Annotated in this window: 16 protein-coding genes; 14 read left to right on the top strand and 2 right to left on the bottom strand. The window is 71.4% G+C overall.

Annotated elements, in window-relative coordinates:
* Positions 1-143: 143 nt before the first annotated feature.
* From BL253_RS23790 to BL253_RS23820, 7 genes are all read left to right on the top strand, one after another.
* Positions 144-1,634, top strand: coding sequence for a CoA-acylating methylmalonate-semialdehyde dehydrogenase (locus tag BL253_RS23790; RefSeq protein WP_076819361.1), 1,491 nt, complete (start codon positions 144-146; stop codon positions 1,632-1,634).
* Positions 1,635-1,833: 199 nt separating this feature from the next.
* Complete coding sequence (locus tag BL253_RS23795) at positions 1,834-2,985, top strand: TIGR03842 family LLM class F420-dependent oxidoreductase (RefSeq protein WP_241835053.1); 1,152 nt, start codon at positions 1,834-1,836, stop codon at positions 2,983-2,985.
* Entirely contained in the window at positions 2,982-4,013 is a 1,032-nt protein-coding gene (locus BL253_RS23800) for an ABC transporter permease (RefSeq protein ID WP_076819326.1), read from the top strand. Before BL253_RS23795 ends, BL253_RS23800 begins: the two co-directional genes overlap by 4 nt.
* Entirely contained in the window at positions 4,010-5,161 is a 1,152-nt protein-coding gene (locus BL253_RS23805; protein WP_241835054.1) for an ABC transporter ATP-binding protein, read from the top strand. The genes BL253_RS23800 and BL253_RS23805 overlap by 4 nt, the downstream gene beginning before the upstream one ends.
* A gap of 197 nt (positions 5,162-5,358) precedes the next feature.
* A complete protein-coding gene (locus tag BL253_RS23810) occupies positions 5,359-6,138 on the top strand; it encodes an ABC transporter permease (RefSeq protein WP_241835055.1) in 780 nt (259 codons plus the stop codon).
* Between the two features lie 294 nt (positions 6,139-6,432).
* Positions 6,433-7,590 (top strand): ABC transporter substrate-binding protein, encoded by a 1,158-nt coding sequence (locus tag BL253_RS23815; protein ID WP_076819327.1) that lies wholly within the window; start codon positions 6,433-6,435, stop codon positions 7,588-7,590.
* A 371-nt stretch (positions 7,591-7,961) separates the two neighbouring features.
* On the top strand, positions 7,962-9,305 hold the full coding sequence (locus BL253_RS23820) for an aspartate aminotransferase family protein (RefSeq protein ID WP_076819328.1): 1,344 nt from the start codon (positions 7,962-7,964) through the stop codon (positions 9,303-9,305).
* Positions 9,306-9,625: 320 nt separating this feature from the next.
* Here BL253_RS23820 and BL253_RS23825 read toward each other — a convergent pair whose 3' ends face one another.
* Positions 9,626-10,351: a Clp protease N-terminal domain-containing protein gene (locus tag BL253_RS23825; protein WP_158230402.1), complete on the bottom strand. Its 726-nt coding sequence runs from the start codon at positions 10,349-10,351 to the stop codon at positions 9,626-9,628.
* An 869-nt stretch (positions 10,352-11,220) separates the two neighbouring features.
* On the opposite strand from BL253_RS23825, the gene BL253_RS23830 reads away from it, so the two are divergent.
* Complete coding sequence (locus BL253_RS23830) at positions 11,221-13,026, top strand: DUF222 domain-containing protein (protein WP_081438623.1); 1,806 nt, start codon at positions 11,221-11,223, stop codon at positions 13,024-13,026.
* A gap of 130 nt (positions 13,027-13,156) precedes the next feature.
* Here the strand turns inward: BL253_RS23830 and BL253_RS23835 are convergent, their stop codons facing one another.
* Positions 13,157-15,412 (bottom strand): MMPL family transporter, encoded by a 2,256-nt coding sequence (locus BL253_RS23835; protein ID WP_076819331.1) that lies wholly within the window; start codon positions 15,410-15,412, stop codon positions 13,157-13,159.
* Positions 15,413-15,691: 279 nt separating this feature from the next.
* On the opposite strand from BL253_RS23835, the gene BL253_RS23840 reads away from it, so the two are divergent.
* From BL253_RS23840 to BL253_RS23865, 6 genes are all read left to right on the top strand, one after another.
* Entirely contained in the window at positions 15,692-16,714 is a 1,023-nt protein-coding gene (locus tag BL253_RS23840) for a TetR/AcrR family transcriptional regulator (RefSeq protein WP_241835056.1), read from the top strand.
* Positions 16,715-17,827: 1,113 nt separating this feature from the next.
* A complete protein-coding gene (locus BL253_RS23845) occupies positions 17,828-18,658 on the top strand; it encodes an SDR family NAD(P)-dependent oxidoreductase (protein ID WP_076819332.1) in 831 nt (276 codons plus the stop codon).
* Between the two features lie 227 nt (positions 18,659-18,885).
* Positions 18,886-20,226 carry a squalene synthase HpnC gene (gene hpnC, locus BL253_RS23850; RefSeq protein WP_081438614.1) on the top strand — a complete coding sequence of 447 codons (1,341 nt, stop codon included), beginning with the start codon at positions 18,886-18,888 and terminating at the stop codon, positions 20,224-20,226.
* Positions 20,223-21,122, top strand: a complete 900-nt coding sequence (hpnD, locus tag BL253_RS23855; protein ID WP_076819333.1) for a presqualene diphosphate synthase HpnD — start codon at positions 20,223-20,225, stop codon at positions 21,120-21,122. Before hpnC ends, hpnD begins: the two co-directional genes overlap by 4 nt.
* On the top strand, positions 21,119-22,882 hold the full coding sequence (gene hpnE, locus BL253_RS23860) for a hydroxysqualene dehydroxylase HpnE (protein ID WP_274535244.1): 1,764 nt from the start codon (positions 21,119-21,121) through the stop codon (positions 22,880-22,882). Before hpnD ends, hpnE begins: the two co-directional genes overlap by 4 nt.
* On the top strand, positions 22,879-23,895 hold the full coding sequence (locus BL253_RS23865; protein WP_076819334.1) for a polyprenyl synthetase family protein: 1,017 nt from the start codon (positions 22,879-22,881) through the stop codon (positions 23,893-23,895). The genes hpnE and BL253_RS23865 overlap by 4 nt, the downstream gene beginning before the upstream one ends.
* Positions 23,896-23,901 lie beyond the last annotated feature (6 nt).

Consider the following 23,901-nt stretch of genomic DNA (forward strand, 5'->3'; position numbering starts at 1 on the left):
TTCGCGATCCGGTAGGGACCCCGCCGCTGCGCGCCAGCCCCGCAGCGGATACGAAGAGTGCTGAGTAAGCGCTCAGTTCGTACGGTGGTGGAGACCGCCGGCGGAACGGGCGCGGCGGACGGATGGACCGGGAGAGGGACGCGATGCGGGAAATCGGGCACTGGATCGATGGCAAGGCGGTGGCGGGCACCTCGGGCCGGTTCGGGCCGGTGTGGAACCCGGCGACCGGTGAGCAGGCCGCGCAGGTGAGCCTGGCCAGCCTGGAGGAGATCAACGCGGCCGTCGCGAGCGCCAGAGCGGCGTTCCCCGGCTGGCGGCGGAGCGGTCTCGGCCGGCGCGCGGAGGTGATGTTCCGCTTCCGCGAGCTGCTCCACGCGAACCGGACGGAGCTCGCGAAGCTCATCACGGCCGAGCACGGCAAGACCGTCGACGACGCCCTCGGCGAGCTCGCCCGCGGCCTGGAGAACGTCGAGTTCGCCTGCGGCGCGCCGAGCCTGCTGCGCGGCGGCTTCTCCGAGCAGGTGTCGACCGGCGTCGACGTCCACGAGATCCGCCAGCCGCTGGGCGTCGTCGCGGGCATCACGCCGTTCAACTTCCCGGCGATGGTCCCGCTGTGGATGCTGTCCAACGCGCTGGTCTGCGGCAACGCCTTCATCCTCAAGCCGAGCGAGCGTGACCCGTCGGCGTCGCTGCTGCTGGCCGACCTGCTGGCGCAGGCGGGCCTGCCTGAGGGCGTGTTCACCGTCCTGCAGGGCGACAAGCTCGCCGTCGACACGCTGCTCACGCACCCGGACGTCGAGGCCGTCAGCTTCGTCGGCTCGACGCCGATCGCGCGTTACGTCTACGAGACGGGGACGGCGGCCGGCAAGCGGGTGCAGGCGCTCGGCGGCGCGAAGAACCACATGATCGTGCTGCCGGACGCGGACATCGCCGCGGCGGCCGACGCGGCGGTCTCCGCGGGCTACGGCTCGGCCGGCGAACGCTGCATGGCGGTCGCCGTCATCGCCGCCGTCGGCGACGCGGCCGACCCACTGGTCGAGGCGATCGCCGAGCGGGTCCGCAAGATCAAGGTCGGCCCCGGCGCCGACCCGGACAGCGAGATGGGCCCGATCATCAGCCGGGAGGCCCGCGACAGGATCGCCGGCTACCTGGACACGGCCCAGGCGGACGGTGCCACCGTCGTCGTCGACGGCCGCRAGGACCCGATCTACTCCGGCCCTGGCTTCTTCCTGGCGCCGAGCCTGGTCGACAACGTGTCGACGACCAGCAAGGTCTACACCGACGAGATCTTCGGCCCGGTGCTTGGGGTCGTCCGCTGTGAGACYTACACCGAGGCGGTGAAGCTCGTCGATGACAACCCGTACGRCAACGGCGTGACGATCTTCACCCGCGACGGCGGCGCGGCCCGCCGGTTCACGTTCGACGTCCAGGCCGGCATGGTCGGCGTCAACGTGCCGATCCCGGTGCCGGTCGCCTACTACAGCTTCGGCGGCTGGAAGGCGTCGCTGTTCGGTGACCTGCACATGTACGGCCCGGACGGCATCCGCTTCTACACGAAGACCAAGGTCGTCACGACCCGCTGGCCGGACCCGGCCACCAGCTCGGTGGAGCTCGGCTTCCCACGCACGCGGTAAGCCGGCGGCACCAACGTCCCCGGCCGCCGCGTCGAACAGGCGCGGCGGCCACGGACGGGACGACGTACTCAGGCAACAGCGACGTACTCAGGCAACAGACGTACTCAGGTGACAGCGGTACTCGGCAACAGCGGTACTCAGGTAGACAGCCGTACTCAGGTAGACAGCCGTACCCAGGCAGCGATCGGGAGGCGAGCTCGTGGAAATCGGCGTCGTTTTGCAGACGAACCCGCCCGCCTCCCGGGTGGTGGAGCTGGCCCGCCAGGCKGAGACGCTCGGCTTCTCGCACGTGTGGACGTTCGACTCCCACCTGCTCTGGGAGGAGCCGTTCGTCATCTACAGCCAGATCCTCGCCGCCACCCGCAAGGTGGTGGTCGGCCCGATGGTCACGAACCCGGCGACCAGGGACTGGACGGTCACCGCCTCGCTGTTCGCGACCCTCAACGAGATGTACGGCAACCGGACGATCTGCGGCATCGGCCGCGGTGACTCCGCCGTCCGCGTCCTGAACGGCAAGCCGACCACGATCGCGACCCTGCGCGACTGCATCGGCGTCGTCCGCGAGCTGGCGAACGGCCGCGAGGCCGAGGTGAACGGCACCAGGCTGCGTTTCCCCTGGGGCGCCGAGAGCCGGCTCGACGTCTGGGTCGCCGGCTACGGCCCGAAGGCGCTGGCGCTCGCGGGTGAGGTCGGCGACGGCTTCATCCTGCAGCTCGCCGACCCGGACATCACCGCCTGGACGATCGACGCCGTGCGCACCGCGGCGGCCGTCGCCGGCCGCGACCCGGCGTCGGTGAAGATCTGCGTCGCCGCGCCCGCCTACGTCGGCCCGGACGACGACGCCTCGATGGCCCATCAGCGCGACCAGTGCCGCTGGTTCGGCGGCATGGTCGGCAATCACGTCGCGGACCTGGTCGCCCGCTACGGGGCCGGATCCGCGGGCGGCGGTTCCGCGGTCCCCGCGGCGCTGACCGACTACATCAAGGGCCGCACCGACTACGACTACAACGAGCACGGCCGCGCGGGCAACACCCACACCACGTTCGTCCCGGACGAGATCGTCGACCGGTTCTGCCTGCTCGGCCCAGCCGAGGCGCACGTGCGCCGGCTGACCGAGCTCGCCGCGCTCGGCGTCGACCAGTTCTCGATCTACCTGCAGCACGACGCCAAGATGGCGACCCTCGAGGCGTACGGCGAGCGGGTGATCCCGGCGATCGCCGAGACGGTCCGCGCCAAGGAGCCGGCCGAGAGCACGCTGGCCGACGGCACGCTGGGCGGCAGCGGCAGCGGCAGCGGCGGCGGCGGCAGCGGCAGCGGCAGCGACGGCGGCGCGGCAGGCGAGGCGCCGTGACCGTGACCACCGTCGACCAGCCGGCGTCCGGACGGCCCGCCCCGGCAGGCGGCGACGACACTGGTCCCGCCCCGGCCCCCGGGTCGGGGCCCGCGGCCGCCGGCGGCTGGGGGGAGCGGCTGCGGCGCGTGGGGCTGGCCATCGTCGCCGTGGTGCTGGTGTGCGCGGTGTGGGAGCTCTACAAGCTGGTCGGCTCGCCGCACGGCGGCCGGCTGCTCGGGGTGCCGGTGCTGCCCCGCAACGACGACACGTCGATGCCGCACATCTGGTCGGTGCTCGCGCAGCTCGGGCACAAGGAGGTCAACACCGCCGACAGCCAGACGGTCGGCGTCGCGGTGCTCAAGGGGATCTGGTTCACCCTGCGCGTGGCGCTCGTGGGCCTCGTCGCCGGCGTCGTCGTCGGGGTGCTGCTCGCCGTCCTGATGGCGCGCCTCAAGCTCGTCGAGCGCGGGCTGCTGCCGTACATCATCGCCAGCCAGACGGTGCCGCTGATCGCGCTGGCGCCGCTCGTCGCCGGCTGGGGCGGCAAGCTGAAGGTCGGCACGCTCGAATGGGCGGACTGGATGACGGTCTCGCTGATCGCGGCCTACCTCGCGTTCTTCCCCGTCGCGATCGGCATGCTGCGCGGCCTGCAGTCGCCGGGGGCGAACGCCGTCGAGCTGATGCGCAGCTACGCCGCCTCCTGGTGGCAGACGCTGCTGCGGCTGCGGCTGCCCGCCTCCGTCCCGTTCCTGCTGCCGGCGCTGCGGCTGGCCGCCGCCTCGGCCGTGATCGGCGCGATCGTCGCGGAGATCTCCACCGGCACGGCCGGTGGCGTCGGCCGCCTGATCATCGCCTACTCGCAGTCCGCCACCAGCGACGCGACGAAGCTCTACGACGCGGTGCTCGGCGCCGCAGTCACCGGCCTGCTCGTCGCCGGGCTGATCTCGCTCGTCGAGCTCGCGCTGGGCGCGCGCAGGGCTCGCCCCGCGCGGCCGGGCGGGGGCCGGGGCGCCTTGACCTCGAAGACCCAGAAGGTGCGCACATGACCTCGACGCCGCCGCACATCCCGGCCGTGGACCCGGCCACCGCCGTGGAGCCAGCCACCGCCGTGGAGCCGGCCACCTTCGTGGAGCCGGCCGCCCCGAAGCCGGCCGGCATGGCGAAGCCGAGGGGCGCCGCGAACCCGGACAGCGCCGCGAACCCGGACAGCGCCGCGAACCCGGACAGCGCCGCGAACCCGGACAGCGCCGCGAACCCGGACAGCGCCGCGAACCCGGACAGCGCCGCGAACCCGGACAGCGCCGCGAACCCGGACAGCGCCGCGAACCCGGATGGGGCCGTGGAGTCGGAGAGCACCGCCGCAACCGTGCCGGCGGTGGACATCGCCGGCGTCGACAAGGTGTTCCCCACCTCCGGCGGCGGGGCGACCGTCGCGCTCACCGGCATCGACCTGACCGTCGCGCCGGGCGAGTTCGTCTCGCTGATCGGCCCGTCCGGTTGCGGCAAGTCGACGCTGCTGCGTCTCGTCGGCGACCTCGTCGAACCGACCGGCGGCGAGGTGCGCGTCTTCGGCGAGCCGGCGCGGGCGGCCCGCCAGTCCCAGCGCTACGGGATCGCGTTCCAGCAGGCCGGGCTGCTCGAGTGGCGCACCGTCGCCGGCAACGTCGAGCTGCCGCTGCAGGTCCACGGCGTCAAGAAGAAGGAACGGCGCGAGCGGGCCCGCGAGCTGCTCGAGCTCGTCGGCCTCGCCGACTTCGCGGGCCACTGGCCGGCGCAGCTCTCCGGCGGCATGCAGCAGCGGGTCGCGATCGCCCGTGCGCTCGCGGAGCGCCCGCCGCTGCTGCTGCTCGACGAGCCGTTCGGCGCCCTCGACGAGATGACCCGGGAGCGGATGCAGGCCGAGCTCGCCCGGATCCGCCTGGAGACGTCGACGACCGTCATCCTGGTCACCCACTCGATCCCCGAGGCGGTGTTCCTCTCCGACCGGGTCGCCGTCATGTCGCCCCGGCCTGGCCGGATCACCCAGATCATCGACATCGACGTGCCCGGCCGGCTTCCCGCGCCGGGGGAGAGCGGAGACGCGCCCGCGCTGGAGGAGGCCGTCGCGGAGGCCGAGGACGTCCGCGAGCAGGCGGCCTTCTTCCAGGCCGTCACCGCCGTGCGCGAGGCCCTGCGCGCCGGAGGCGGCTCATGACGAGCGCGGACCCAGGCCTGACGGGCCAGGACTCAGGCCCGCGACCGACCCGAGGTGCCGGCGGCGCCCGAGGGGTCAGCGGCGCCCGAGGTGCCGGCGGTACCCGAGGTGCCGGCGGTACCCGAGGTGCCGGCGGTACCCGAGGGGTCAGCGGCGCCCGAGGGGTCAGGGGTGCCCGCGCGCGGGCGAGGCTGGCCGTGGTCCTCCCGCCGATCGTCTTCGGGATCGTCGTCGTCGCGCTGTGGGAGGCCTACGTCCAGGCGTACGACATCAAGCCGTATCTGCTGCCCGCGCCGTCGGAGATCTGGACGCAGTTCCGGCACAGCTTCCGCGTCATCGTCGACACGTCCAAGGCGACCGGCTCAAATGCCCTGGTAGGGCTTGCCGTCGGCCTGGTGACCGGGCTGCTGGCCGCGCTCGTCGCCGCCAGCTCGAAGATCGTCGACGGGCTGCTCGCGCCGATCGCGGCGGCGATGAACGCGATCCCGATCATCGCGCTCGCGCCGCTGTTCAACTCGATGTTCTCGACGACGTCAGCGGTGCCACGACGCCTCGTCGTCGCGATCGTCGTGTTCTTCCCGGTCTACGTGAACACGGTGCGCGGCCTGCGGCAGGTGCCCGACGTGCAGCGGGAGCTGATGCGCTCGCTGGCCGTCGGGCGGTGGCGGTTCGCCCGCACGGTGCAGCTGCCGGGCGCGATCCCGTACCTTTTCACCGGATTCCGGGTGGCGTCGTCGCTGGCGGTGATCGCGGCCGTCGTCGCCGAGTACTTCGGCGGCCGGCAGAACGGACTCGGCTCACGGATCACCTCGGCCGCGGCGAACACGGCATACCCGCGGGCATGGGCGTTCGTCCTCGCCGCGTGCGTGCTCGGGATCGCCGTCTACCTCATCGCCGGCCTGCTCGAATGGCTCGCCACCCCGTGGCGCCGAGGGTCGGGTTCGGGGTCAGGGCCAGGGTCGACGGCCAGAACCTAGGTGAGCCAACACCTAGATCAACACCAAGGCGTGGGCCACCGGTAGGTAGGCCAACCAAGACGTAGGCGGCAGGCGAGCGGCGAACCGGGCCGCCGGGCGGGCGGCGTGGCCCGTGGACATCCGGTTCGTCGGCGGGCGGCGTGGCCCGGTGGATCCGAGGCGATGCGCGGGCGGTGCGGCCCGCTGACGAACACGACGGACTGAACACGACGGACTCCGGAGTCCGGACGACCAGACGAGAGGGGCCTGGGCGTCGTTCCCGGTTCCGCGACGGCCTGAGCAGGTGGAGGGGACATGAAACGACGGTTGGCCGGAGGGCTGGCGGCGGCACTTGCCGTGACGCTGGCGCTCGCGGCGTGTAGCTCCAGCGACGACGACGAGACGGCGACGCCCGGCGGCGGCGCGAGCTCGGCCGCTGGGCTCACGCCGGTGAAGCTGCAGCTGCAGTGGTTCACCCAGGCGCAGTTCGCCGGCTACATCGCGGCGAAGGAGAAGGGCTACTACAAGGACGCGGGCCTCGACGTCTCGATCCTCGAGGGCGGCACCGACATCGTCCCGCAGACGGTGCTCGCCCAGGGTAAGGCCGACTACGCGATCGCCTGGGTGCCGAAGGCGCTGGCGTCGCGTGAGCAGGGCGCGGCGATCACCGACGTCGCGCAGATCTTCCAGCGGTCCGGCACGCTGCAGGTCAGCTTCAAGGACAAGAACATCACCACCCCGGCCGACCTGAAGGGCAAGAAGGTCGGCGACTGGGGCTTCKGCAACGAGTACGAGCTGTTCGCCGGGATGACCAAGGCCGGGGTCGACCCGTCCAAGGACATCACGCTGGTCCAGCAGCAGTTCGACATGAAGGGCCTGCTGTCCGGCGACATCGACGCTGCCCAGGCGATGAGCTACAACGAGTACGCCCAGGTGCTCGAGGCCGAGAACCCGACGACGGGCAAGCTCTACCAGCCGAGCGACTTCAACACCATGAACTGGAACGACGTCGGCACCGCGATGCTGCAGGACGCCATCTGGGCGGATACCGACAAGCTGCAGAACGACAAGACCTACCAGGACACGACGACGAAGTTCGTCACCGCGTCGATCAAGGGCTGGGTCTACTGCCGCGACAACCCGGAGGACTGCCGCGACCTGGTCGTCGCCGCCGGTTCGAAGCTCGGCAAGAGCCACCAGCTCTGGCAGGTCAACGAGATCAACAAGCTGATCTGGCCGTCGCCGGACGGCATCGGCCTGATCGACAAGGCGAAGTGGGACCAGACCGTCACCATCGCCAAGGGCACCAAGAACGCCGACGGTGACACCGTTCTGAAGGGCGACCCCGAGGGTCTCGCCTACACGAACGACTACGTCGACAAGGCACTGGCCGACCTTAAGGGTCAGGGCGTCGACGTCACCGGCAGCGGCTTCAAGCCGGCGACCGTCACCCTGGAAGCGGGCGGCGCCTGAGCTCGGGCGACCACCTGAGTGGAGTAGCCACCCGAATGGAGTAACCAACTGATCCACCGGCTCGCCCCGCGGCGCACACCCCACCCGCGCCGCGGGCGAGCCGGCTCGGCGTCTGCTCGCGTCCGGGCCCGGCCTCGGGGTTTCCTGAGGGATAGCCGCGGGTGGAATGGTGGCCCGGCAGCGAGGCCGAGGCACCGAGGCCTGTGAGTTGGCGGTGTGGCGCGGTGGCGAGTTGGCGCGGTGGCAAGTCAGCGCGGTGGCAAGTCAGCGCGGTAGCGAGGCAGCGCGGTAGCAGGTCAGCGAGGCAGCGCGATAGCAGGTCAGTACAGCAGCGAGCGGTAAGCCCTGGCGGCGAGGAGGCAGCGGGTTCCATGGGGACGAACAGCAAGACGTACGAGGACGACCGCAAGCACGTCTTTCACTCGTGGTCGGCGCAGGCGGCCCTAACCCCACTGGTGGTCAACCGGGCCGAGGGCAGCTGCTTCTGGGACGAGTCCGGCAGGCGTTACCTGGACTTCTCCTCCCAGCTGGTCAACGCCAACATCGGCCACCAGCACCCCAAGGTCATCGCGGCCATCGTCGAGCAGGCCCAGAAACTGACCACCATCGCCCCGTTCCACGCGAACGAGGCCCGCTCCGAGGCGGCCCGGCTCATCGCCTCGCACGCGCCCGGTGYCCTCGACAAGGTCTTCTTCACCAACGGCGGCGCCGAGGCGACCGAGAATGCCGTCCGCATGGCCCGCCTCGTCACCGGCCGGCACAAGATCCTCACGACCTACCGCTCGTACCACGGTGCCACCGGCGGCTCGATCGTCCTGACCGGCGAGCCGCGCCGCTGGGCCAGCGAACCGGGCATCCCCGGCGTCGTCCACTTCTTCGGCCCCTACCCGTACCGCTCGCCGTTCTACGCCGAGAGCGCCGAGCAGGAGGGCGAACGCGCCCTCGCCCACCTCGCCGACGTGATCGCCATGGAAGGCCCGTCGACGATCGCCGCGGTGCTGCTGGAGACGGTCGTCGGCACGAACGGCATCCTCGTCCCGCCGGACGGCTACCTCGCCGGCGTGCGCGAGCTGTGCGACCAGCACGGCATCCTGTTGATCGTCGACGAGGTCATGTCCGGCTTCGGCCGCTGTGGCGAATGGTTCGCCGTCGACCGCTGGAACGTCGTCCCCGACCTGATCTGCTTCGCCAAGGGCGTCAACTCGGGCTACATCCCGTTGGGCGGCGTCATCATGGGCCCGCGGGTCGCCGACGCGTTCGCGACCCGTCCCTACCCCGGCGGCCTCACCTACTCCGGCCACCCGCTCGCCTGTGCCGCCGCCGTCGGCTCGATTCGGGCCTTCGAGGAGGAAGGCATCGTCGAACACGCCCGGGCGCTCGGAACGGACATCATCGGCCCGGAACTCGAGAAGCTCGCCGCGAACCACCCGAGCATCGGCGAGGTCCGAGGTCTCGGCGTGTTCTGGGCGATCGAGCTTGTCCGCGACCGGGAAACCCGCGAKCCGCTGGTCCCGTTCAACGCCGCCGGCCCCGACGCCGCCCCCATGGGCGCCATCGCCGCCGCGTGCAGGGAACGCGGCCTCTGGCCCTTCACCCACTTCAACCGCGTCCACGTCGTCCCGCCGTGCACGATCACCGCGGACGATCTCCGGGAAGGCCTGGCCATCCTCGACGACGCCCTGACCGTCGCGGACGGCTACGTCACCGGCGCCTGACCCGCGGTGCCGTCGACCTACCGGTGACGGGTGCCGGCCGCCGCCGGTAGGTCGATGCAGCGGGAACGGCACGATGCTGTGAAACGGAGTGATGCCGCAGAACAGCACGGTGCCGTAGAACAGCACGGTGCCGTAGAACAGCACGGTGCCGTAGAACAGCACGGTGCCGCAGAATTGCAGGATGCTGTAGAACGGCACGATGTTGTGGAACGTTGTGGAACAGGTTGATCCCGACAAACCGTTGGCGAACGGTCAGAAGTCGCAGAGCTCGCTGGTGAGGCCGAGGCATCGGTTGGCATCGTTTTCAACTGGCATCTTCTTCAACTGACGCTGCCTTCAACTGGCACCGTCTTCAATTCGGCGAGTGCTGACGTCAGATCGATTCCTTCGTCGGCGATGACGTAGCAGCGCTCATCGGGGTTCGGGTAGTGGTTGAAGCCCCATCGCAGCTTCGAACCCGGCGGATGTCGTCTTGTGAGTACGTCGACGAGCGGCTGCAGTTCTGAATTGGTGATGACGAGCGGCGGCTGACTCCGCGCGTGCCGGCGTCGCGGTGGATCGACGTCCGGTGTCCGCATTCCGCGCTGGYGCATCTGGGTGAGGATCACGTCGGCYGGCGCACCCAGCTCGTCAAGCAGTCCCTGCTCCGAGATATCTGGGTCGGCGTACAACAGAGCGAGTAGCCAGTGCTCCAGAGCGGTCTGTGCCAGTCCCCAGGCCAGCGCGATCCCTTCGGCGCGGGCCATGCACTCGTGCACGGCGGGCCCGACCATGAGGGGCTTCGTGTTGTACCGCTCGTCCTCGCTGAGGTCGGGGAAGCTGATTTCCGCATGCCACGCCCGCCTCATCTCCGCGCGGGCGGCGAGTGCCTCCTCGATCCGTTCCGCGGTCACGCCGAGATCGCCCAGCAGATCTCGGATGGCAGATGGCTCCGCCGTGAGGGAGCACAATACGTCGTTCGTGCCCACGTAGTCGGGCGCCTTCCGAAGCGCCGCGATCCGCGCCGCCTTAGAGACGATCATCTTGCTCGTCGGATCATCCTTCATAGCGGGCATTATCACGCCAGAGGCGTCATACGTGACCAGCTTCGCGCCCGCCACATGACGACCGATAACGCACGGTGACTATCTTTGATCTCCTCGTCGCCCATCAAAACATCGACGTCCCGACGTCCCGACGTCCCGACGTGCCGACGTGCCGACGTGCCGACGTGCCGAAGTGCCAGTCCGTCCGCTTCGCTGGCGCGACGGCGACACGCGGTTCCGCGGAACCGCGTGTCGACAGCCGACGTGAGAGTCAGGCTGGTGTGGTCGGGCCTGCCGCCGACCGGGCGCGACCGGGCGACGAGGCCGACCGGGTGGACATGTTTCGGCTGTGCCTCGTGTCTGGTGGTGCCGGCCAACCGCGGACGGTTGGTTTTCGACCGTGACCGTGCGCCACCTCGACTGTGGCGGTGCACGACTTGGCGTGCGCGACTCGGCCGTGCGGCTTGGYGTGCGCGATGCGATCCTGACCGCGATCCTTCGCCACCATGGGCCGTGGCCGTGCGCCACCACAGCCGTGGCCGTGCGTCACCGTGGCCGTAGTGGTAGTCCGCGCCGGGCAGTGGCGCCTGTCGAGGGCCCCGCTCGCGGCTTCGTCCCGGCCGATCGATGGGCGCGTCGAGACCTGTGTTCTGGTACCTGACGTGGTTCCGCGGAACCGCCATGGCCGTCTGGCCGCCGATGCTTCGGGCGCCACTGCTTTTGGTGGCACGCCCGACCGCTGGCGGCCGGTCTCGGCGGCGGCGCCTCCCGACACCTTCATGATCATTTTTAGCGATCATGGCGTTGAGCTGGGGGGACATCGAAAAACTGTCGGTGGCGAGTGGGACGCTGACCGCGTCGGTGGCCCTGACCCTGGGTTGGTGATGGCGATGTCCGAATCTGAGTTCGAGTCCGAGTCCGTCGAGTCCGGAGCAGGCTCTCCGCTGGCGGTGGACGTGGAGACGGTCTCGCTGGCGGAGCTCGAAGGACGGATCGTGGCGTGGGCGGGGCGGCTGGCCGCGGMCACGTGCGGTTGGCTGGGGTTGGTGGCCGCGTTCGACCGCCGGGACGGCTGGCGCGGGCAGGGGTTCGCCACCTGCGCGCACTGGCTGGCGTGGCGGTGCGGGCTGGCGGTGCGTACCGGCCGGGAGCATCTGGCTGTCGGGCATGCGCTGGAGCGGCTGCCCGCGGTGAGGGAGGCGTTCGCGGGCGGGCGGCTGTCCTACTCGAAGGTCCGGGCGGTCGCAAGGGTCGCCGAGCCGGCGAGCGAGGCATCCTGGCTCAACCATGCCCTGTGCTGCACCGCTGCCCAGCTGGAACGGCTCGCGTCGACCTACGAACGCCTGACCGGGGAACACCCCGCCCGGCGGGCGGCCCGGCGGGTGTCATGGCGTACAGACCAGGACGGAATGCTGCGGCTGACCGCGGTACTGCCCGCGGACGAGGGTGCCCAACTGGTCGCGGCGATCGACACCGCCCGCGCGAGCCTGGAGGACTCGACTCCGGGGCCGGAGCCAGGCGAACCCGAGCCGGTACCGGCGGACGGAGAGATCGTGGCGGCGCCGCGTGACCGGCGAGCCGATGCGGACGCCCTTGTCGCGCTCGCGGCGGGTTTCCTCGACCGGCCTGTCCCCGGCCTCCTCCTCCCGTCGCACACGGTGACCGTCCACGTTGACGTCGATACGCTGCTGCATGCCGATCACCCCGACCAGACCACAGCCGGGCCGGCGCCAACCAGGGCCGATACCGCCGCCGACCTGGTCGACAGCTCTGTCGACCAGGAGGTGGCCCCGCGACCTCGTCCTGGCCTGTCCGCCGCTCGGGCGGGGCGCCCGCCAGGCAGTCCCCGAGGCGGTACTCGGCCCTTTCCCGGGTCAGGCGTCGTCGGGGCGCCTGATGACGCCCGGCGGCGGCTGATCCGGGCGGACGTCGAGCCTGGGATCGGGCTGCCGGCATCGGTGCTACGCCGGCTCGGCTGCGACGGGCTGATCCGGGTGCTGCTATCCGACGCCGACGGCAACCCGCTGAGCCTCGGCCGGCGGCGTCGATTCCCGAGTCGACGGCTCCGTGACGCGGTCTATGCCCGAGACCACGGCACCTGCACCTATCCGGGGTGCGAGCACACCCGCTGGCTGCAGATCCACCATCTCGACGCGTGGTCCGCTGACGGCGGAGAGACGAACATCGAGACGCTCACCCTGATCTGTGCCACGCACCATCACACGGTCCACGACGAGAACATCATCCTGAGGCGATCCGGCGACGGCACGATCATCGCGATCCTGGCCGATGGTCGGACTCTGCGGGCCGCGCCCACTGTCGATGCCGGCTGCGGGCTCGACGAGAGCTTCGCCGCCGCGACCGATCATCTCGGCGACAACGCGATCACCACTCACGACGGCGGCCGACTGCATCTTGCTGACTCGATGCTCGTGCTGACCCAACACCGCTGGAACGAGGCCGCTAAAAGGAAAGTCGTCAGAAACGAGGAGACAGCCGGGCGGGGGACCTGCCCGGCTGAAGGCGAGGTCCCAGCGAACGAGCAATCCGGTGGGCCGAAAGCACGGAGCACCCAAAGTCGGCCGAGCATGCCCGAAGGTGCTCATGGGGATCGACCCGGCGGCCGACCCGGCGGAAGCAGCAGGCATCGGACCCGCCGCCGGCCTCGCTGGCCTACGCCAGTGGCCAGCGGCTGACGCGGCGAGCCGCCGCCGCCGGCCCCGGAGTGGCCGGGGGACGGCGGCGGCGGCTCTGGCCGGGCCAACGGCTCTGGCGGAGGCGGCGGCTCTGGTTCGGCGGCGGACCAGGCGGACCAGGCCAGGTGGATCAGTGCCGGCCGGCGGGCTTGTCGAACGAGGTTCTCGGGCCCGTCGACTGGCCGGGAATGGTGGAACCGCCCGCCGGGGCCTTGGCCGCCTGGGGAACGATCTCGTCCAGCTCCTCGGCCGTCGGTTCGACGGACAGGTGGGGAAGCCGCCGGTCGAGAGCGCGGGGGAGCCACCAGTTGGCCCTGCCGAAGATGTGCATCAGGGCGGGAACCAGCACGGTGCGGATCACGAAGGCGTCGATCAGGACGGCCATCGCCAGGCCCAGGCCGAAGAGCTTCAGGACACGCTCGTCGCCGAGGACGAAGGACGCGAACACCAGGGTCATGATCGCGCCGGCGGCGGAGATGACGCGGCCGGTCTCGGCCTGGCCGAGGGAGACGGCGAGCCGGTTGTCGCGCCGTGCGCTCCACTCCTCGTGCATCCGGCTGACCAGGAACACCTCGTAGTCCATCGACAGGCCGAACAGCACGGCGAACAGGATCACCGGGATGAACGCCTCGACCGGGCCGCCGCTGATCCCGATCAGGCTGCCGAACCAGCCCCACTGGAAGATCGAGACGATCACGCCGAACGCGGCGCCGACCGCGAACAGGTTCATCACGGACGCGGTCAGCGGGATCAGCAGGCTGCGGAACACCGCCACCAGCAGCAGGAACGCGAGGACCACGACGATGCCTATGAACAGCGGCAGCTTGCTCTGCAGCACGCTGGAGAAGTCGTCGCCGGTCGCCGTGGAGCCGCCGATGTAGACCTGGGTGCCCGAGTCCGCGACGACCTTCGGTACGACGTCGTCGCGCAGCCGGTCAAGAAGCTTCGACGTCTCGACGGCCTGCGGGCTGGTGGTCGGGAACAGGGTGACTGTCGCCGCGCTCCCGGTCGGGCTGTACCGCGGCTCGCTGACCGACGCGACGCCAGGAGTGTTGGCCAGGGTGTCGGCGAGCCGCGAGACCGTCGTCTTGTCGGCATCGCTGCCGGTGCGTGCCGCGATCAGGAACGGGCCGTTGAAACCGGGACCGAAGCCCTCGGCGAGCAGGTCGTAGCCGCGCTTGGAGGTCTTCGTGTCCGCGCCGTTGCCCTGGTCGGACGAGCCGAGGCGCAGCGAGAAGAACGGCAGCGCGATCACGACGATGAACGCGGCGGCCAGGACGGCGAGCCCCTTCGGCCTCGCCTCCACGATCTTCGACCAGCGCCACCAGAAGCCGCTGGGCCGCTCCGGCTCCGGGCCACGCTCGGCGATCCGGCGCCGTTCGCGGCGGCTGAGCACCTTCTGCCCGTAGAAGCCAAGCAGTGCGGGCAGCAACGTGACCGAGGTCGCCATGGTGAGGGCCACGCCGAGGGCGGCGGCGATCGCCACGCCGTAGAGGAAGGTGACGCCGAGGGCAAACATGCCGAGCAGGGCGATGCACACCGTGACTCCGGCGAACAGCACCGCGCGGCCCGAGGTGTTGACCGCGTTCACCGCGGCTTCCTGCGGGCTCTTGCCCGCCCGCAGCGCGATCCGGTGCCGGTTGACGATGAACAACGCGTAGTCGATGCCGACGMCGAGCCCGATCAGTGTGGTCAGCGTCAGGCTGACCTCCGAGAAGGTCCAGGCATGCGACAGCAACGGGATGATGCTGGTCGCGATGCCGAGAGCGACCAGCGCGGTGATCAGCGGCAGGGTTATCGACAGCAGCGAGCCGAACGCGAAGAACAGGATGATCGCCGCGGCGATGATGCCGATCAGTTCGCTGTAACTCTGCCCGGGCTGCTCGGCGACCGAGACGATGTTGCCGGTCGCCTCCACCTGCAGTGGGTCGTTGTCGGCGGCGCGCGCCGTGTCGACGATCTTCTTGACGTCGTCCGCGGTGAGGTCCGTGACCTGGCCGTCGACCGTGAGGGTCGCGAAGGCCGTCCGGCCGTCCTCGCTGATCTGCGACGCGCCCTTGGCGTCATAGGGGCTGGCGACGCTGGCGACATGCGGCAGTTTCGCCAGCGAGTCGAGCATCGACGCGGCGGGTGTCCGCAGAGCGGGATCGGTGAGCGTGCCCGTCCGGGCGTGCAGYACGATCGACGCGCTCTCGCCTGAAGCCGCCGGGAACTCGCTGGCCAGCAGGTCATACGCTGCCTGGGAGTCGGTGCCTGGCAGGGAGAAGGCGTCCTTGTAGTCGTCGCCGATGGCACGCGCGGCGCCGCCGAGGCCGATGAAGGCCACCAGCCAGGCGATCAGGACGATCCAGCGGTGCTGGAAGCACCAGCGGGCGAGCGCTGTCACGGTTCTCCTCGAGTCGACAGGCGTGGCTGGGTCGACGGGTGTCGCTGTGGATGTCGTTGCTGTGGACGCGCTGGGTGATCGCCCGTGTGCGTACTAGGTGAACTCGACGGCTATGGGGTCCGCTCAGCCGGGCCTTACCGATCGGTCGGTTACGGGGTAGCTTACCGGTCGTTCGGTAGGTCAGCGGGAGGCTAACATCACTGTTTCGAGCAACCGGGGAGGCGCCGGGGCGCGTGTGCCCGCGCGTCTGGGGTAACTCCCGCACGGGAGGGTGGACCTGTGTCTGGTGAAGGCCTCCGGGCGCGTGAGGCTTCGCCGTCCGGGGTTCCCGCTGGATCGGCTGAGCCGGTCCAGCAGGTCCGGCGCGCCCACCGGCCCGCGCTGGCGGGCCGCGCCGCACCAGCGGGCCCCGCCGATCGGTTCCCCGAGGCCGCTGGCGTCCGTGGGACCGACACCCGAGGCAGGATTCTCGACGCCGCCGTCTCCCTGTTCGGTGAGCGTGGCTATGCCGGTACCTCCGTGCGGGACATCGCCGAACGCCTTGGGCTMACCAAAGCCGCGCTGTACTACCACTTCCCGTCAAAAGAGACGATTCTCGATGCCCTGCTCGATCCCTTCGTGACCGAACTCACCCGAATCGTGGAATTGGTCAGGGAAGCTCCTCCGCCGGAACCCAAGGCGATCATCGAGCTGATGGCCGGCCTGCTCGCCGGTCCGGGCAGTATCCTCTGCGCGTTCGTCAACGACCCGTCGGTACTTCACCGCAAGATCGGTGAAGAGGACGTCTTCTCCTTTTCAGAGGAGGTTGTCCGCGCGCTGGCCGGATCGGACCCGACGCCCACCGCGTTGCTGCGCGCGCGCTGCGCGCTCGGCGCGGTGCAGAGCGGCATCCTGGGCGCCGCCTTCAGTCGGCTGCGCGCCCCTGGCGGCGGGACGGCCGGCGCTGGGGGGACCTGCGGGCGCGGGGCGCTCATGGCCGTGCCCGCCGAGACCGCCGCCGCCGAGACCGCCGCCGCCGGTGACGCCAAGACCGGAACCAAGGCCGGGACCGGGTCCGGGAACGGGACCAGGTCCAAGGCCGAGATCGAGTCCAAGGCTGAGACCGAGGCTGAGACCAAGGTCGAGAACGCGTTCGGAGCGCCGGTGAGCTGGCCGCCGCATTCGATCATCACGGAGGACGTGCGGTCTGTGATCGTGGATGCCGCGATGGCGGCGCTGGGTGGCGGGCGCCCGGCGGCCCCACCCGGCCCGTCGGCGCCGGGCGCGAGCCAGGGCGGCCTCGCCGGCGTCGGCACGCGCTAGGCGCTAGGCGCTAGGCGCTGGGCGCTGGGCGCTGGGCGTTGCCGATGCGGACTGGCACGGCGAGTGCCGGCCGGTACCGGAGGCACCGGCGGTGCGGCGGCGCGGCGGTGCGCGCCGCCCGGTCCGCCCGGTCCCATCGGTCCGCCCGGTCCGCCCGGTCCGCCCGGTCCGCCCGGCGCGCGTGTTGGCGGGGGTTTTTACTGGCCTGTTGGGCATCGCCGTGTTCGGCGGATCCTGGGCACGATCACCAGGTCACGTTGCCGGGCATCACGGTCGTTCCGTATTGACCGCGCACGGACACCCCTTTAGATCATGTTTGTCTGAGACGGTAGGGTTGTGTCTGTGTGGGAGATGGTTCCGTGTCTGGGCGGTGACATAGGGTCGTGCCCGCTCCACGACGCGAGGGGTCTCTATGCGCTGACGGTGAAGGTGCCCGCGGGTGGCTTCACGACCGTGTGCGCGGGTGACCCGGTGACCATCGGCCGAGCGTGACAGGCCGACTGGACGGCAGGCAATGTCGCTACCGGTGGGCAACGTGTGTCACAACGGCGTCACGGCCGTGTTCCGCCAGATGTCCCCATCATGTCTACCGCATGTCGCCGGTGTGTCATTCCAACCTGATTCACAGACGTAAATCGAATGAATAGTTGGCCGGGCGCCGGCAAGATGCGCTCTGGGTAATCGTTCCGTACCCTTCGGTGGACGAGTATCTGTCGCGCCGACGGGGCTGGGTGCGTGATGTCATCCATCTGACCATGGACGGGATCGCCGGGGGGCGGTGAAATGATGGGGCTGCCCTTGGCGGGCTCAGCGTCAACGCGGACGCACAACCTTGCCGCTGTAGCACTGGGCACGTTCAGCTCAGTTGATGGCTGTCGGGACGTTGCCGGGCAGTTGGGATGTGGAGGATATGGGGACGCCTCCGCATGTTCATCTAGCCTGCCACTCGACGGATCCGGGCCGACACACTGGGCTGGTTCATCGTGTTCGCTGTCGTCTGGCAGGTTCCCGGTGGTCTGGCGCATGATGTCTGCCCCTCCGGGGGCGACCGCCCCCACCATGACCGGCGCCGTGCCGGCCATGACAGCCGACGCGACCGGAGGTGTCTGAGGCGTGAGCACCCGCTCCCGTCCCGCTGTCCAGGACCGGGCTTCCCGGCCGGTGATCAGCAGGGCCCGGGCGGCCACGTCCGCTCCCTGGCCACCGCGCACCGCGCTTGTCACGGGTGCGTCCAGCGGAATCGGCCGAGCCGCCGCGCTCCAGCTCGCCCACGAGGACACCCGGGTGCTGCTGGTCGGGCGTAACGGCGTCGCCCTCGACGAGGTGGCGGCGGCCACCGGCGGCCACCGGTTCGCCACCGACCTCGCCGTCGTCGGCTCGGAGAACGCCGTCGCGTCCCGCGCCGTCGAGATTCTTGGCGACATCGACCTGCTGGTCTGCTCGGCGGGTGTCGGCGCGGCCGGGCCGTTCGAGGCCATGTCGTCGACCGCCCTGCGCAACCTGGTCGCCGTCAACGTGCTGTCGCCGATGATGCTGGTCCGCGCGGTCCTGCCCGCGATGCTCGAGCGTGGCGAGGGCCGGATCCTGCTGGTCGGCAGCGTCGCGGGCGCGCTCGGTGTGCGCGGGGAGGTGGGGTACTCGGCGAGCAAGGCGGCGCTGATCGGGTTCGCGGACGCGCTGCGCGCCGAGGTCGCCGGTCGGGGCGTCACGGTCACGCTGGTTTTACCAGGTGCGGTGGACACGCCGTTCTTCCGCCGTCGAGGCGCTCCCTACGTCCGTCGCTGGCCCAAGCCGATACCCCCTGGCCTGGTCGCTGAACGGATGCTGGCGGCGGCCGGACGCGGGGACGCCGAGGTCTGGGTGCCCGGGTGGATGTCCCTGGCGGCGCGCGTGCACGGAGCCGCGCCACCGATCTACCGACGGCTGGCCAACGTGTTCGGATAGTGAGGGCCCGCCGACAGCGAGCACCCGCCGGCGGCGGAGACCGCCGGCGGCGAGGACTGAAGCCCGAGCAGAGCAGCCGGCAGCCGCCGTGAGCCCCGAGACTCCAGGAGAACGCCGCTCCAGATGCGACCGAACAGCCTGATCGTGTCTCCAGCGGCCGGCCTGGTCCCGAGCCCGACCAGCTTCGCCCGCGCCGTGCGCGCAGATCGCCCCCGAAGGAGAGGCGCATGACCACCACCGACATCCGGTCACAGGACGGTAGTGGCTCCCCCCATGACCCGCTGGCGCGGACCGGTGAGGAGACCGACGACGCCCCGCGTCCGCAGGCCTCCGAGCAGGCCCAGCACGGCCGGCCGCGGCGAGCCGAGCCGGCGGGGGTCACCGACCTCGCGACGACGACCGACGAGGTGCTGCGCGCCGCCTACGGGGAGAACWTCCCGGTCTCGCCCATGGTGCTGCCCGCCGGCATCCGCGAGCACTTCAAGTCGCTCTATGGCTTCGCCCGGCTCGTCGACGACATCGGCGACGAGGCACCCGGCGACCGGCTCGCCCTGCTCGACCGGCTCGGCGCCGATCTGGAGCTGATCTGGACCGGCGAACCGCACCTGCCCGTTCATCAGCGGCTGGCCGGCACCGTCCGGGCCTGCGACCTGCCCGCTGAGYCGTTCCTCCGGCTGGTCGAGGCCAACCGGATGGACCAGCGGGTGACCCGGTACGACACGTTCGACGACCTGCTGCGCTACTGCACGCTCTCGGCCGACCCGATCGGACGGATGGTGCTGGGCGTGCTCGGCCAGGCCACGCCGGACCGGCTGATCCTCTCCGACCGGGTGTGCACCGCGCTGCAGCTCGCCGAGCACCTGCAGGACGTCGCCGAGGACTACGCCGCCGGCCGGATCTACCTGCCGCTGGAGGACATGGATACCTTCGGCGTCACCGAGAGCGACCTCGCCGCCTCGACCGCGTCGCCGGCGCTGCGCAACCTCATGGCCTTCCAGGTCGCCAGGGCGACCACGATCCTTGACCAGGGCGCCCCCCTGGCGAGCCTGCTGCGCGGCCGGATGCGGCTGGCGATCGCGGGCTTCGTCGGCGGCGGGCGAGCGGCGCTGCACGCCGTCCGGCAGTCCGGCTACGACGTGCTCGGGGGTGCGCCGAAGGCGAACAAGCCGCGGGTGTTCGCCGCAACACTGTGGGTAACCACCCGGTCCTACGCCCCCTCCGCGCGTGCCGCCGCGGCCGGCGCGAACAGCCTGTCGCCGCTGTGTGAGCCCCCGGCCCCGTCGTCGATTCCAGCTGTGGGCCCGGACGCGGCCAGCGCCGTCACCGCGGCTGGCGCTGTCACCTCGGTGAGCGCCGCCGCCTCGGTGGGGGCACCGAGCGTGGCGCCCGCCATGTCGGCCGGCGCGAGCAGCGGCCCCGCCGCTGGGGATACCCCAGTCGGGGACGCCGTGGTCGGTGACGTCGCCGAGGACGTGACCGGAACGGGGGTCGTGAGCGGGGCAGAAGCGGCGCTGGAGGCAGGAGCCGCGGCCGAGGCGCGGCCGACGGACGAGGGGGGTGCTCGATGACCGCCGCCACGCCCCGGCCGACCGTCGCTGAGGCCTATGCCGCCTGCGAGGAGATCACCAAGCAGGCGGCGAGGAACTTCTCCTGGGGCATCCGGCTGCTGCCGGCCGATCGACGGGCCGCGCTGTCCGCCGTCTACGCCTTCTCCCGCCGGCTCGACGACATCGGCGACGGCGACCTGCCGGACGAGCAGAAGGCCGAGGGCCTGGCGAAGGCGCGCGCGGACATCCGAGGCCTGGACCCGGACAGCTCAGACCCGGTGATCGTCGCGCTCGCCGACGCGTCGCGGCGCTTCCCGATCCCGCTCGAGGCGTTCATCGAGCTGGCGGACGGCGTCGAGAGCGACATCGAGCCCAGCACGTACGAGACGTTCGACGACATGGTCGGGTACTGCCGCCTGGTCGCGGGCACGATCGGCCGGCTCTCGCTCGGGATCTTCGGGACGAAGGAGGCCGCGGGCCGCGGCGACGCTCCCGCGATCGCCGACGCCCTCGGCGTCGCCCTGCAGCAGACCAACATCCTGCGCGACGTGCGCGAGGACCTGCTGAACGGGCGGGTCTACCTGCCGCAGGCCGAGCTCGCGGCGGCCGGGGTGAAGCTCTCCGTCGACGCGGATGGCCGGCTTGGCGCGCCCGAGGACGCCCTGGTCGGCTACCTGCGCACCAGCGCGGCGCGGGCCGACGAGTGGTACGACCGGGGCCTGGCCCTGCTGGGGCTGCTCGACCGGCGCAGCGCCGCGTGCTGCGGCGCCATGGCCGGCATCTACCTGCGCCTCRACCGCCGTATCCGGACCGACCCGACGGCCGTGCTGACGCAGCGGCTGTCGCTGCCGGGCCGGGAGAAGGCACTGGTCGCGGTGCGCAACCTGGCCGGCCGCCCCGAGGGTGTGGCTCGATGACGGGCGAGGGGGGCAGTGCCCGGCCGCGGGTCGCGGTCGTCGGCGGTGGGCTCGCGGGGCTCGCGGCCGCGCTGCTGGCCGCCGACGGCGGGGCCGAGGTGGTGCTGCTGGAGACCAGGCCGCGTCTCGGCGGCGCCACGGCGTCGTTCGACCGCAAGGGCCTGTGGGTGGACACCGGCCAGCACGTGTTCATGCGCTGCTGCACCGCCTACCGGGGTTTCCTGGGGCGTCTCGGCGTGGAGCACCTGACCACGCTGCAGCCGCGGCTCGACGTCGAGGTGCTGCTGGGCGACCGCCCGGGTGAGCGCGCCCGGCTGCGCCGCACGAAGACGCGGCTGCCGGCGCCGCTGCACCTCGCGCCCGCCCTGCTCGGCTACAAGGCGCTGCCGGTGGGCCAGCGGGTCTCCGCGGCGCTGGCCGCGTTCCAGATCGGCCGGCTCGACCAGCGCTCGCCGAAGGTCGACGGTGCCTCGTTCGGTGACTGGCTCACCGCGCACCGCCAGGGCGCCGTCGCCACCGAGGCGCTGTGGGAGCTGCTCACCGTGGCCACGCTCAACGCCCCGGCCGCCGAGGCGTCGCTGGCGCTGGCCGCCAAGGTCGTGCGCTCCGGTCTGCTCGAGCGGGCCGACGCCGCCGACATCGGCTGGGCCGACGTGCCGCTGCAGCAGCTGCATGGCGAGGCCGCGGCCAAGGCGCTCGCCGACCTTGGCGCGGACGTGCGTACCAGCGTGAAGGTCCGCCAGATCACGAGGACCGACGCCGGCTACGAGCTCTCGATCACCTCCGGCGGGACGGGGCGCGGGGACTCGGACGTACTGATGGCCGACGCCGTCGTGCTCGCCGTGCCGCCGCCGGCCGCGGCGGCGCTGCTGCCGCCGGGCGCCCACCCCGATCCGGCGAGCCTGGAGGGCCTCGGCGCCTCCCCGATCGTCAACATTCACATGATCTTCGACCGTCAGGTGATGGATCGCCCGTTCCTCGCGGCCACCGGTTCGCCCGTCCAGTGGATCTTCGACCGGACCGGTCCCTCCGGCCTCGCCGGCTCCGGCGCCGCCCCACCCGGGTCGCAGTACCTGGCGCTCTCCCAGTCGGCCGCCGCGCCCTGGGTGGACCGGCCCGCGGCGGAGCTCGGCGCCGAGTTCGTAGCCGAGACGCGCCGCATTCTCCCGGCCGCGCGTGACGCGGAGCTGGTCGAGGTCTTCGTGACGAGGGAGCGCACCGCGACCTTCCAGCAGGCCCCCGGATCGCTGGCGCTGCGCGCGGTGGCGAAGACCGGTCTGCCCGGGTTCGCCCTGGCCGGCGCGTGGACCGACACCGGCTGGCCGGCGACCATGGAGGGAGCTGTGCGTAGCGGGCTCACTGCTGCCCGTGAGACGCTGGCCAGCGTGGGGGTGCACGTAGGGGAGCTGGAGACGGCTTCGGGGGATGTCGCCTGGCCGCGGCTGAGGACCACGCGGGCCAGGTCAGACGTCCCACCAGCGAGCCCGGGAGTCCCGGCGCAGCCCCCGCCGCCCGTCCCGACCCCCGCCACTGTTGTCACAGCCAGTGACGTCGCGACCGGCGACGTCGCGACCGGCGACGTCGCGGCGGGCGAGACCGATCCAGCCAACGCCTCGGCCCGTGACCAGGTGGGCCCCGGTATCTCAGACCGACCAGGAACCAGCCCGGAGGGCGCCCCAGTGCCCGACAGGCAGGGCGGCGACGGTCGCGCCAGCGACCCCGAGCCGAACGCCATTTCGACAGGGAGTAGCCCGGCATGACGATGACGGTTCCGGAAGCCATCGAGCGTGGCCGGACGCTGACGATTCCCGCCCTGCGCGAGACGGTCACGAGGCTGCACCCGAGGCTGCGCCATGTTGTGGAGTACCACCGCGGCTGGGTCGACGCCGATGGCAACCCGCAGTCCGGCGGCGGCGGCAAGCTGGTGCGGCCCGCGCTGGCGCTGCTGTCCGCCGAGGCGGCCGGTGCCCCGGCCGAGGTGGGTCTGCCGGCGGCCGTGGCCGTCGAGCTGGTGCACGACTTCTCGCTGCTGCACGACGACGTGATGGACGGCGACACCGAGCGTCGCCACCGGCCGACCGCCTGGACGGTCTTCGGCATCGACGGCGCCATCCTGGCCGGAGACGCCCTGCTGAGCCTGGCGACGCAGGTTCTGCTGGAGGTCGAGGGTGAGCCGGGCCGGCAGGCCGCGACGATCCTCGGCGCCGGCGTGCATGACCTGGTCCGCGGCCAGGCCGAGGACCTGCTGTTCGAGAACCGCTCGGACGTGACGGTCGCCGAGACGCTGTCCATGGAGGACGGCAAGACCGGCGCGTTGCTGGCCTGCTCCGCGTCGCTTGGCGCGGTGCTCGCGGGTGCCCCGCAGAAGGTCGTCGACGGGCTCGCCGAGTTCGGCTCCCGCCTGGGCACCGCCTTCCAGCTGATCGACGACCTGCTCGGCATCTGGGGTGACCCCGCGGTCACCGGCAAGCCGGTGCTGTCCGACCTGCAGTCGCGCAAGAAGTCCGTTCCGGTTGTCGTCGCCCTGGAAGCCGGCGGCGCGGACGCGGACGAGCTGCGGGCGTTCCTGGTCAGCGAGGGCGACCGGCCGACCGAGGAACTGGAGCGCGTCGCCGCCCTGATCGAGCGGGCCGGCGGGCGTGACTGGACCACAGACGAGGCGGACCGGCAGCTCAAGACGGCCGGGGCCGTGCTCCGCTCGCTGTCGCTGCCCCCGCTGGCTGAGGCCGAACTGCTGGCCCTCGCACGATTCGTGACCGAACGCGACTGCTGAGAAGGG

Origin of the sequence: Pseudofrankia asymbiotica (genome assembly GCF_001983105.1) — a bacterium.
Classification (GTDB): Bacteria; Actinomycetota; Actinomycetes; order Frankiales; family Frankiaceae; genus Pseudofrankia; species Pseudofrankia asymbiotica.